Genomic DNA, 12,417 nt, shown 5'->3' on the forward strand with positions numbered 1-12,417 from the left:
TCGAGAAAAATCAGGCTTCACCACGCCAGTTACTGGCCATCGTTATTTATGCCAGCATGAACCAGATTTTCAGTTCCCGTCGTATTGAATCGGCTTGCCGGAGAGATTTGAATTTCCAATATCTGCTGGAAGGGAAACCCGTTCCCGATCATGCGACTATCGCCCGTTTCCGTTCTCATCATATGGCGGCATGCAGCCGGACCTTGTTTGCCGACATGGATGCCGTCTTGGCTCAGGCCGGGGCCTTATCGCTGAAGAATTTGTTCATCGATGGGACAAAAATCGAATCTGTTGCCAATAAATACACTTTTGTCTGGAAGAAGAGTGTCACGAAACGGCAGGCCAAAGTATTAGCAAAAATTCCGGGCTTTATTCTTAAGACCCAGGAACTCTTTGGCATCCAAGTGCTCCATACACACGCTGTCCATCGGTACCATTTACGGCGGCTGTTGGGGAAATTAAAACGGCTTCAACGAGAAGGACACATCGTTTTCGTCCATGGCAAAGGCCATCGTAAGACGCCATTGCAAAAGGCCATTGAAAAAGCCAAGGATTTCCTGCATAAGACAAAAGAGTACGCCGTCCAGCTTCATTACTGCGGGGACCGGAACAGCTATGCCAAGACCGATATCGATGCCACCTTCATGCATCTGAAAGAAGACGCCATGAAAAACGGCCAGGTCAAGCCTGCATATAATGTACAATATAGCGTGGACGCTGGATTCGTTACCTGGGTCACTGTCGGACCGCAGACTTCAGATTGTACCACCCTGCTGCCTTTCCTCGAAGATTTTCGCAAGCATTTCCCTTTCCAGTATACCCGTATCATTGCAGATTCCGGCTATGAAAGCGAAGAAAATTACACGAAGCTCGCCGAACAGGGGTATGATGCTTACATCAAACCGTCCGACCATGAGCAGCGGAAAAAACGCCGTTTCAAAAAAGATATTGGCAAATTCCAGAATATGGACTATGATGCGAAAAATGATGTCTTTTATTGCCACAATCACCGTAAGCTGACCTGTGTTGGGAAAAAGACCGAAACAACCAGCACGGGATTTAAAATACGCAAAAGCCATTATGTCTGTGAGGATTGTTCGGACTGTCCCTATAAGAAAGGATGCATTCATGGCAATCGCAGCAAGAAGCCGTTGGAAAAAAGGACGAAGCAATTAGAACTTTCTAAAAGGTTCCAAGCCCAACGGGCCGAAATGGAAGCTCACATCAGTTCTCCTACAGGGAAGATGCTTCGAATGAACCGTTCCATCCAGTCTGAAGGCGCTTTTTCCGACATCAAGGCGAATCTGTCGTTCCGGCGTTTTTTGAGCCATGGAACGGAGAACGCCCTGGCAACCAGCATCATACTGGCAATGGCCCACAATGTCTTGACCTTACATCACAAGCTGCAATCCGGCAATTTCGGGACATACCTTTATTCCTTAAAAAAAGTGAAAAAGAGTGCTTGAATAACCATATACATAGCAAAGGCACACGTTTTTTGCCGACTGGATGGCCGGTCTGTTTCGTGTACCTTTTTTACGTTTAGCTAAAAAAAGAGAATAGAACGATGAAATAGAATAAAAAAAGAGAGCTGTCGCACAAAGCCGAAATGGCTTAATGCGACAGCCCCTTTTTTGTTATACGAACCACGAGCCACTAACCTCACTTCAACAAGCCTTTTTCGGCGACGAAGTCGGAGACCATGTCGGCGGCAGTGGCCGTAATCTTGATGCAGTGCTTACGGTATTCCGGCGTTCCGAAACTGAGGGTGTTGAGGGCCCGGCAGCAGGTGGCGCCGAAGTGTTCTTTGAAGCGGTCATGGAACTCGCTGGTGTATTTGTAGACTTCGGGCAAGGGCTTTTCATCGGGTATGAGCCGGCCGACGAGGGCGCCGATGACCAGACAGGCACCGCTCAAGGCCCCACAGACACAGCCCGACCGGCCGATGCCGCCGCCCATGCCGGAAGCCATGCGGATAGCGACGTCCGGCAGCTGGAGATTCATCGTGTCGTTACAGGTCTTGAGGACCGATTCAATGCAGTTATTGCCCTGCAAATGGTATTGTTCTGCTAATTTATATTCTTTTTCCATGATACTTTATCCTTTCTGAAATTAACTGCGGCCTTCGCCGTCTTTGAGGTCGTCGGCGATCTTGTGGAGGACTTTCTTGGCCTGCTGGCGGCGATGCCAGTACCACAGGCCGCCGTAGACGATGGCGATGACGATGAGGACGATAGTCAATCGCATGGAATGTTCTTCCATCATGACCAGGTCGTGACCAACCAGGACCTCACAGGCGACAGACGGCAATTTGCCGATGAAACAGCCCAGGATATAATCGCGGTAGCTGATGCGGCTCAGCGCCCCCAGGGCCGTGACCAGGCCGTTCGGCGAATACGGGACGGCCCGGGCCAGGGTCATGGCCTGCCAGGTACTGTAATGGTCGAGCTTGCTCAGCATCTTGCTCTTTTCAATGACCTTCTTGGCCTTGTTGCGGAACAAAGTCCGCATGAAGAAAAAGCTGATGATGACGCCGATTGTTTCGGCTACCCAGGAAACGACAGTCCCACCGGCAACGCCAAAAAGGACGCCATTGGCCGTGGAAATGAAGATAGACAGGCAAAAGACCGACGATATTGATGACGATGTCGATGATCATGCTGACCAGGACGGCCCAGACGCCGAAAGAGCGCAGGTAGTCGATAGTCCCCTGCATATTGCCGCTCGTCGACAGCTGCCAGACCGTGCTGTAAAAGTCCGGGATGGCCACATAGATAGCGGCCAGCATGATGAGCAGCATGGCAAAAAAGGCGATTTTAATGTGTGTTTCATGAATCTGTTTCGTAGTCATGTTATGCCTCTTTCTGCTTCCGTTCCTGCATCCTGGCCATTTCAGCAATCTTATCGTGCTTGAGCTTGGTCAGGTACATGGAACCGCCGATAATGAGCACACCGCCGGCGACGGTCAAGCCGGTGAGGATTTCGCCAAAGATGACGAAGCCCCAAAGGGCGTTGAAGAAGACGCCTATATAAGAAACAAAGCTGACGACAACCGGGTTAGCCGTTGCATAGGCATTGGTCATCCAGATTTGGGCGATGACGCTGAACAGGGCCAGGCCGCCGTAATAAATCCAGTCGCCGTGAGCCGGCATGACAAAGCCATCAGTCAGGGCCATGAGGACGATGCCCGACAGAGCTGCACAGACCAAAAAGTACAGGACCACTTCATAAGGATGGTGGCGTCCAGACCCAGTGAGCTTGCTGACTGTCGTATAGGCACCGGCCGCAAAGACGGCCTGCCCCAGGGCGAACAGGGAATAGACGTTGAATGACGAAAAGTTCCAGGGCCGGACGACGAGGCAGCCGCCGATGAAGATGACCAGGAGGGGCAGCTTCGACCCAGGCGGCAGGACTTCTTTGAGGAAAATCGCCGCGAAGAGCATGACGAAGAACGCCGACAACTGGGAAATGATGGATACATCGGCCAGGGGCATCCCGCGCAGGGCATAGAAAATGCAGATCATGCCGATACCGCCGAGGACGCCGCGCAAGGTCAGCGTCGGTATATCCCGCTTCGACAGATGTACGTGTTGGATGCGCATGAGCCCTAATATCAGAAGGGCACTGAGGAAACCGCGGAAGAACGCGATTTCCCCAGTGCTCGTCGTATAGGATAATTCTTTTACGATGACATTCTGGATACTGAAGGCCAAAGCCGATAAGATTGCGTAAATGACACCTCTACTCAAATCAAAGCCTCTTTCCTAGTGCTTGGCCGCAATAGCGTCGACGAAGGACAAGACAGCTTTCTTCATATCTTCCTTGTCGATGGAGTCGCTGAAGCGGACCGGTTTATTCTTGAGGTCAGCCAAAGGCTTGGGCAGGGCGATGCCCGTGACACTGCTGATGTCGGCCAGCATGTCGAAGGGATCGTCGCTCTGGCGCAGGGCCAGGGCTTCGCAGATGACCGGCGGGAATTTATAGGGATGTGCCGTCGCCATGATGACCGTATGGCGGCCTTCGTCGAGGCCCTGGCGATGGCGGTTCATGCCGACGCCGTAAGCGACGGCCGTGTGCGGGTCGAGGAGATAGCCGAAATCATTGTAGACGTGGTTGATGACGGCTTTCGTTTCATCGTCGTCGATCCAGCCGCCTTCAAATTCCTGGCGCAGCGTCTTCAATTCGTCAGCCGATACGCTCATCTTCCCCGTTTCCAGGAGGTCCTTTTCCCACTGGGCCACTTTGGCGGCATCTTCTTTGGCGACGTAGAACAAGAAGCGTTCAAAATTGCTCGACAAGAGGATGTCCATGGACGGGCTCGACGTCGTGTAGAAGTCGCGGTTCATGTCATAGACGCCGGTTTCAAAGAAGTCGGCCAGGACCTTGTTCTGGTTGGATGCGCAAATCAACTTGCCGATAGGCACGCCCATCTTCTTGGCAAAATAGCCAGCCAGGATATTGCCGAAGTTCCCCGTCGGGACGATGACATCGAACGTTTCGCCTTCGCTGATGGCGCCGTTATCGACAAGGGAGACATACGTCGATACGTAGTAGGCGACCTGCGGGAACAAGCGGCCGATATTGATGGAATTGGCGCTGGAGAAGAGGACGCCTTTATCGTTGGCATAGGCGTTGACTTCAGCACTGGTGAAGACGCGTTTCAAAAAGCTCTGGGCATCGTCGAAATTGCCATAAATGGCCGATACCTTGACGTTATCCCCTTCCTGCTTCTGCATCTGCTGCTTCTGCATGGGGCTGACGCCTTCGCTGGGATAAAAGACCATGATATTCGTACCAGGTACGTCCTTGAAGCCTTCCAGGGCAGCCTTGCCCGTGTCGCCGCTGGTCGCCGTCAGGATGAGGATATCCCGGTCCTCTTTTTCCTGCTTCTTGGCAGCCGTCAATAAATACGGGAACAAGGACAATGCCAGATCCTTGAAGGCCAACGTCCGGCCGTGGAACAATTCGGCAATGGACAAATCCGTATCGATGGAATGGAGCGGTACGATGCGGTCATCGCGGAAGGTCATATCATTATAAGCCGAAGCAATCATCTGCTTCCGTTCTTCTGCCGTGAAATTCGTAAAGAAATGGGACAATACGGCTTCAGCAATCTCCTGATAAGACTTGCCAGCCAGTTCTTTATAGGACAGGACCTTTTCCGGGAACGATTCCGGCACATAGAGCCCTCCGTCCGCAGCCAGTCCATGCAGGAGCGCATAAGACGGCGAAACACATTCGTCAGATCGTGTACTTCTAAAATTCATCGATGAAATCCCCCTTTTCAGCTAACCTCATAGAATAGCTATAAGTATTTATATTATAAAGGGAAATAGCCACATTGTCCACTATTCTGTGAATTGGCCTAACGGCCCCGCAGTTCGCAGTTCGCCTCGGACTCAAAATGCCGCTTTGCGGCAACAAACTCAGAATGACGACATCGCCTCGAGTGAACCTCAGCTCGTAAAAAAGGCCCCAAGTGGGGCCTTCGTAGGGGACGTCCTGAACAAGGCGTCCAGCCTCTGCTGTCCGTTTTGGCAACCGTCTTGCGCCTTCCGCTGGTCGGCACCTGACAGGCCAAAAAGGCCACGTGAATCTAGGCTTTGACAGCCACCCCTTCCAGATGCAGGAGGGTGATTTTTTTATCGATGCCGCCTGCATAGCCTGTGGCTCTGCCATTGGCACCTAAGACGCGATGGCAGGGAATGATGATGGAAATGGGGTTATGCCCTACGGCGCCGCCAATGGCCTGAGCCGACATCTTCTTTCCCGTCCGTTCTTCAATCTGTTTAGCCAGATCACCATAGGTCGTCGTCTGACCATAGGGAATCTGGCAGAGCAGATACCAGACGAGGCGGCGGAACGCACTGCCCTGCGGCGCCAGGGGCAGCGTCATAATAGCCGGCATCCGCCCGGCAAAATAATCATCCAGCCAGTGCGCCGCCTTGCGCAGGATAGGCGTATCCTCTTCACGTAGGACTTCCCCCTGCAAGGCACCATAACAATACTTCTGCCCTTCAAACCAGGCCCCGACCAGCGCCGTATCACTAGCCGCCAAAATCATCGGACCCAACGGCGATTCATACATCATTTTGTAGTACATCTGATTCACCCTCTCTCTACTTCTGAAAGTAATATCTCTTTAGATTGCAATAATTCAGGATGGCGAACCATATAGCCAGTTAAATTTTTCCAAGCTTCATTCTCTGCGATATAGGGAATAGGTCCTTCACAAATTTCATTTTCGGCGTGATTTTCCCCCAATGGTTGGTAAAAATTATTTTCAAAAGTCCCATAAGCATCTGGACGAAGCCAATGGTATGGAGAAACTAAGTGGTCAATAGGTTCAGTTAAAGAAGAAAATAACGAATAATACGTAAATCCCTTAGGGGCTATTAATTCAAAAATGGTCGGCATAATATTCATATGGCTGCCAATAGTATTACCAGCAAAAATGCTTTGATCTAAATCGCGATGATTCAGCATAAATACCGGACAATGGCGTTCTCGGATAGAGCAATCACGATTCATTAAGGACGTCTTTTGTAAAGGAGTCATCGTAATAGCATGGTCTGCCGTAACAATAAATAAGCTATCTGGGTAAACTTTACGCATAGTGTCAATAAAATTCCCAATAGCCTGATCCGATAACCAAAATGTACCTAGATTTTTTTGCAATTCTTTACTCTGTTTTATATCTTCAGGAGCATTGGGCATAACAGCTTCTGTATCATAGCCGTATTTTTTCAAATTAATTTTAAACGGCCCATGATAAGATGTGGTGTAGACAAAGTGGAACGATAGCTGGTCCGGATTGTCTTTCTGAATCAGTTCAGCTGCTTTTTCCAAAAAGACATTATCATAGACACCAACCCAAGTCTTGGGAGCATGAGGACCGCAAAAATCGGTAGCCGTCATGACTCGGTCAAAGCCGCAAGCAGGAGCAAACTGATTGAAATTTCCATAAGTTACATTACCACCATACCAGTATGTCGATGTATAGCCTAACTTTTTCAACTGAAGAGGCAGTGCAGTCGGTACTGTTCCCTGCCAAAACGTTTCTTTTTCATTTAATTCTAACCCAGCATCAAAAATACCTGACATCAAGCTAACAATAGAGGGTCTCGAAATAATACCTGCCGACAGGGAATTGGTTAATATTGCCGTATGTGGATCATTCATTAGCCGTTTCCCACCTGACGTAATATTTAAGCATGCATATGCTGGATCAAATAGCTGCTGTAAATAACTTTCACCAACAAGAAGGAAAATATGCGATGGTTTAGAGATTCTAGGACCTTTCGCATGGTGTTGGAACGCATATACGGGATTAGGATACTTTTCAATATTGTCACGACCTGCTGGCAGAATAGCCTTTAAAGATGTTAAATCTTCTTCATCACTATGCTTGTAAGCATCATTCAATTTGTGTTTTTTTACTTGTTCCAAGGCGACTAAATCATCTACCGTAGCTTTAGCAAAAAAAATGTCCTTCTTAACAATGCTGGGAATTGTATCCCATTCCGGTTTATCGTCGTGGCTTAAAGTTCCTCCATAACGGAACCAATAAAACCCTAAAATAATGGCAACACATACAATAACATTAAAACCATACGCCAGGATAGGGGAGGAAAAATGAGGATAACTAACACTTGGCAAATAAAGGAAGGCTTGAATAGAAAATTTAACAATCCACCAATAAGGAATCCCTATAAGTATAAATAAGAGTCCATGGTCCTGATGAAAAAAAATATCAAGCAAGTTATGCTTTTCCGCCTTTCCACCAAGACGTAAAATCTGATTATAAGTGTCATGAAAATGATTGTAAAAAATCATTTTACCAACAAAAGCAATATAAAGCACCATAGCATATATCATGCCAGCCCAAAGCCTTACATCATTTCCTAGTGCATAATAGGAAGTAAAAAATAGCCCGGGCAATGAAACAAAAATAAGTGGCAATAAAAATGCATATGCATTAAAATCCATGCCCCACCAAAAGCCGTATCGAAAGCAATGCCATACGACATTCCATCGTCCTTTCAACGTTTCATAAGGCGAATAGACTTTAATAAATACAGCGCGAAATATCGCACATAAAATAGGAAAAATTAGAAACAGTTTTATATCCTGCTGCATCGATAAAAAAAATTGTTCAAACACGATAACACCTCATCATAAAAATAATGGATTTATACTTTGTAATAAGCTTTATACCATTGGGCGAATTTCCCCAGCCCTTCTTCAATCGTCGTTTCCGGCTTGAAATCGAAGTCGCGCTGTAATTCGCTGACGTCAGCATAGGTCTGGTATACATCACCAGGCTGCATGGGCAGATATTCTTTTTCTGCCGTTTTGCCCAGGGCCTTTTCCAGGACTTCAATAAAATGCATGAGCTGTTCCGGTTTATGGTTGCCAATGTTATAGATTTTATACGAATCGCCTAGTTCATTTTTCTTCGGCGGATTGCACAGCATGTGTTCAATGCCGGTGACAATATCATCGACATAGGTGAAGTCCCGATACATGTCGCCGTGATTATAAATCTGGATTGCCTCTCCTCTGCGAATCTTATTGGCAAATTTGAAATAAGCCATGTCGGGGCGGCCGAAAGGCCCATAGACGGTAAAGAAACGCAACCCTGTCGCCGGGATGCCATAAAGATGGCTATATGTGTAAGCCATGAGTTCGTCGGACTTCTTCGTCGCTGCATAGAGACTGATGGGATGGTCGACATTATCGGTCGTCGAAAAAGGCGTCTTCTGCTGATTGCCATAGACCGAAGAACTGGAAGCAAAGAGCAAATGAGATACCTTATGATGACGGCAGGCTTCGAGGATATTAAAGAACCCGATAATGTTGGAATCGATATAGGAGCGGGGATGGTCGATGCTGTAACGCACTCCGGCCTGGGCCGCCAGGTTTACGACAATATCCGGCTGAAATGACGTAAAGATATCATTCACGACTTTTTCATCAGCCAAGTCCCCTTTGACGAAGGTAAATGCCGGGAACTGGCGTAGAATATCCAGCCGACTTTCTTTCAAGGAAACATCATAATAATCGTTAAGGTTATCCAGGCCAAGGATGGTGGCCCCCATGGCCAGCAGGCGCTTGGCCAAATGGAATCCAATAAAACCGGCGGCACCGGTAATCAAGACTTTGTTTGCACTATCAAAAGGTTTAAAATCTGTCATTATCATCGACTCCCTCTCAATCGCGGTCAAAGATATCCCGCGTATAAACTTTATTCTGAACGTCGCTGAGTTCTTCTGCCCAGCGGTTAGAAATAATAATATCGCTCATTTTTTTGAACTCGTTCAAGTCACGGATGACGCGGGAATGGAAAAAGTCATCTGCTTTCAGGGTCGGTTCATAGACGACGACTTCGATGCCTTTGGCCTTGATGCGCTTCATGACGCCCTGGATGGCCGAAGCCCGGAAATTATCTGAATGGCTCTTCATCGTCAGCCGATAGACACCGACAATGCGAGGATTCTTGGCGATGATCATATCGGCAATATGATCCTTCCGCGTCCGGTTGGCAGCGACAATAGCTGAAATGAGGTTCTGCGGGACATCCTGATAATTGGCCAAAAGCTGCTTCGTATCCTTCGGCAGGCAGTATCCGCCGTAACCAAAGGAAGGATTGTTATAAAAATCGCCAATGCGAGGATCGAGGCAGACACCTTCGATGATTTCCTTCGTACTCAGCCCGCGCATTTCAGCATACGAATCGAGTTCATTGAAATAGGCTACGCGCAAGGCCAAATATGTATTGGCAAAGAGCTTGATGGCTTCCGCTTCCTTCGAACCAGTAAACAACATGGGGATATCCTTCTTCACCGCGCCTTCGGCCAGCAGATTGGCAAAGACTTTGGCCCGTTCCGACCGTTCACCGACGACAATACGCGACGGATGGAGATTATCATACAGGGCCTTGCCTTCCCGCAAAAATTCCGGCGAGAACATAATATTTTCGGTATGGTAGCGTTCTTTGATATGCTGGGTGTAGCCGACAGGAACTGTCGATTTAATGACCATGACCGCTTCCGGATTGATACCCAGTACTTCTTCTATGACCGCTTCTACAGAAGATGTATCAAAAAAATTCTTCTGCGGATCATAATTGGTCGGCGTCGAAATAATGACGAAAGCTGCATCCGTGAAAGCCTCTACGGGGTCCAAGGTCGCCTTGAAGTGTAAATCACCACGCTGCAAAAAAGCCGAAATATCACTATCTATAATTGGTGATTTCCCTTCATTTAATAAAGCTACTTTTTCTGGAATAATATCTAAAGCAATGACATCATTATGCTGTGCCAGCAACATACTATTTGAAAGACCAACATACCCGGTCCCGGCAATCGCTATATTCATATAAATTCCCACTTTCCTTTTAGCATATTATATTTATTATACCATAAAATTCCATTCAGACCATTATGATGCTTTTGAAAAACAAAGAGAAACAAAGAGTTTGTTACAAATATAGCCCCTATAGATTGTAATAAGAATCTATAGAGGCTATATTATAAGCACGAAGTATTTAAATATGCAATTTATAACGAATCCGTAACCATGAATACCAAAAAATACCTTTAAAATATCCTGCCATATTTCCATGCGCTTTCTGATATCGTCCCCACTGCTGGAAATCATGATAATTTTCAGGCTTCTTTATCGGTAAAATATTAGTAATAGTAGGCCAAGGCGATAGTGCATTGTATTTCCGCCACTGTGCGTCAAAATCCGTCAATACCATTTGCCAAGGTTTCCGGCGCCCCGTCCAATGAATAAAAACGCTATCACCTTGGTCATATGCACCGCCATCGTAAACATTGTAGCAAGCAGGTAAGTGATAATTAGCTCCATCAAAAACAAGATTTAAAACATCTTGACTTTGCCCTAAAAAACGTTCACGCGGTTCATTTTGATATGAAAATGCCTTTTCTGTAATAGAAGCATTTTCCCATGAATTTACATCAACAACCATAACCCCATCGTTAAAGTATTTTCCACTCTTTAATTTTAAAAAGTCCGCTCGATAAGTAATCGCTGAATCTCGTTCCGATACAGCCCCCATGGGTGTACCATTCATATCTAAATGGCATAATGGCTGAATAGAATTGACACACATTGTATCGGCATCAAGATAAATATATTTCTTTACCTTTCCTTTCAACACCTTAGGCATATATAATCGTGCATATGTAATTCTTGAAAAACGAGAAACCTTAATATGAAAGTCCTCAAATGGCTTCATGTTCAAAATATACACAACGCATCTGCAATTCCATTTTTGAGCCAAAGTTCTAATTTTTTCTCGGTTTTCCCTATCACAACTATCCGTAAAAACATAAAATGTAAAGTTCATTTCTTTATTATTTTCCAAAACAGAAATAATAGAAACTCCCATAATGTGAATAAATTGATTATTAACATTATAACAAATATGGCAACTTGGCTGAGATTCTTTCAAATAATTATAGTCATATTGGGTAGTAATAAAATTGTCTTTGCTAAAAAAGTTATCGCTAAACGATTTCACTCATATCATCTCCATTATACGAGATATTTCTTTTTGAACCATAGATACAGTTACCGCCTCTACACAATCATTTTTCTTACATTTGCGTGGCCCAATGCAAATATGTTTTCCCGAACAAGGCAGATATGCACTAACAGCTCCTGTATATTCCCCTGCCGGTTTGTATATAGCTGGTGAATTATGTGTAAAGATAGTAATAACCGGACACCCCGCCGCACCTGCAATATGTGACGTTCCGGTATCCAAAGTCAATACCAAATCAATTTGACGGAATAAAGCGATTAATTCTGAAAAAGATGTTTTACCAACAACATTAATACATGAATCTTTGTGATTCATATATTCAATAATTTGATAAACTTTATTAGTATGTTTTGGGATACCTGTCATAATAATGACACTATTATATTTTTCTATTAGCCAATCTGCAATAACAGAAAATTTATCTGACGGCCAATCTTTAAATCCATCTGTCGTCGCTACACAAAAAGCTATTTTCTTTTTATCATTACCAGCAGGTTTTAATAATTGGGTTGCAGTTTGCATATCAACATTAGATGAAGGGCGAAAGCTCGGAGGAATAAATTTCATTTCCGAATCATTCGTATATAAACACATTAAATGTTGAAAACTTTCCGACATTCTATGCTCTTTATAATTCCACCCATCTGAAAACGATAAATCATTGGTATATATAATGGGCCCCTTGTCAAGACCACGTTCTAAAATTTTAAGAGTGGCAGTAAGCAGAATTATTCTAAGCAGCGAAGCAAGCAAAGTAAAACTCGTTGGGAACCTTGTAGCCTAATGCCTCGTGGGGCCGTATGTTGTTGTAATCATCTACGCTGATTGGTTAATCAGACTGA

At 45.9% G+C, this 12,417-nt stretch carries 11 protein-coding genes; 1 reads left to right on the plus strand and 10 read right to left on the minus strand.

The window, feature by feature from the left end:
- Nucleotides 1-1,466, plus strand: a 1,466-nt coding sequence (locus NM10_RS05380; RefSeq protein ID WP_020310583.1) for an IS1182 family transposase, incomplete at its 5' end; no start/stop codon positions are given.
- 196 nt (nucleotides 1,467-1,662) lie between these two features.
- Here NM10_RS05380 and NM10_RS05385 read toward each other — a convergent pair.
- The 10 genes from NM10_RS05385 to NM10_RS05435 all read right to left on the minus strand — a co-directional run bounded on the left by NM10_RS05385 (nucleotide 1,663) and on the right by NM10_RS05435 (nucleotide 12,328).
- Nucleotides 1,663-2,091: a C-GCAxxG-C-C family protein gene (locus tag NM10_RS05385; RefSeq protein ID WP_020310584.1), complete on the minus strand. Its 429-nt coding sequence runs from the start codon at nucleotides 2,089-2,091 to the stop codon at nucleotides 1,663-1,665.
- A 21-nt stretch (nucleotides 2,092-2,112) separates the two neighbouring features.
- Nucleotides 2,113-2,637 (minus strand): TVP38/TMEM64 family protein, encoded by a 525-nt coding sequence (locus NM10_RS05390; protein ID WP_335340741.1) that lies wholly within the window; start codon nucleotides 2,635-2,637, stop codon nucleotides 2,113-2,115.
- Between the two features lie 215 nt (nucleotides 2,638-2,852).
- The gene (locus NM10_RS05395; protein WP_020310585.1) at nucleotides 2,853-3,749 is read right to left on the minus strand and encodes a DMT family transporter; all 897 of its coding nucleotides are present in this window, start codon (nucleotides 3,747-3,749) and stop codon (nucleotides 2,853-2,855) included.
- A gap of 15 nt (nucleotides 3,750-3,764) precedes the next feature.
- A complete protein-coding gene (gene thrC, locus NM10_RS05400) occupies nucleotides 3,765-5,267 on the minus strand; it encodes a threonine synthase (protein ID WP_036200971.1) in 1,503 nt (500 codons plus the stop codon).
- Between the two features lie 329 nt (nucleotides 5,268-5,596).
- Nucleotides 5,597-6,103, minus strand: coding sequence for a methylated-DNA--[protein]-cysteine S-methyltransferase (locus NM10_RS05410; RefSeq protein ID WP_020310588.1), 507 nt, complete (start codon nucleotides 6,101-6,103; stop codon nucleotides 5,597-5,599).
- Between the two features lie 5 nt (nucleotides 6,104-6,108).
- A complete protein-coding gene (locus NM10_RS05415; RefSeq protein ID WP_020310589.1) occupies nucleotides 6,109-8,163 on the minus strand; it encodes an LTA synthase family protein in 2,055 nt (684 codons plus the stop codon).
- 29 nt (nucleotides 8,164-8,192) lie between these two features.
- Complete coding sequence (locus NM10_RS05420; RefSeq protein WP_020310590.1) at nucleotides 8,193-9,197, minus strand: NAD-dependent epimerase; 1,005 nt, start codon at nucleotides 9,195-9,197, stop codon at nucleotides 8,193-8,195.
- A gap of 16 nt (nucleotides 9,198-9,213) precedes the next feature.
- Nucleotides 9,214-10,380 (minus strand): nucleotide sugar dehydrogenase, encoded by a 1,167-nt coding sequence (locus NM10_RS05425; protein WP_020310591.1) that lies wholly within the window; start codon nucleotides 10,378-10,380, stop codon nucleotides 9,214-9,216.
- Between the two features lie 169 nt (nucleotides 10,381-10,549).
- Complete coding sequence (locus NM10_RS05430; RefSeq protein WP_020310592.1) at nucleotides 10,550-11,551, minus strand: glycosyltransferase family 8 protein; 1,002 nt, start codon at nucleotides 11,549-11,551, stop codon at nucleotides 10,550-10,552.
- Nucleotides 11,552-12,328, minus strand: coding sequence for a glycosyltransferase family 9 protein (locus NM10_RS05435; protein WP_020310593.1), 777 nt, complete (start codon nucleotides 12,326-12,328; stop codon nucleotides 11,552-11,554).
- Nucleotides 12,329-12,417 lie beyond the last annotated feature (89 nt).

It is taken from the genome of Megasphaera sp. NM10, assembly GCF_000417505.1.
GTDB lineage: Bacteria > Bacillota > Negativicutes > Veillonellales > Megasphaeraceae > Megasphaera > Megasphaera intestinihominis.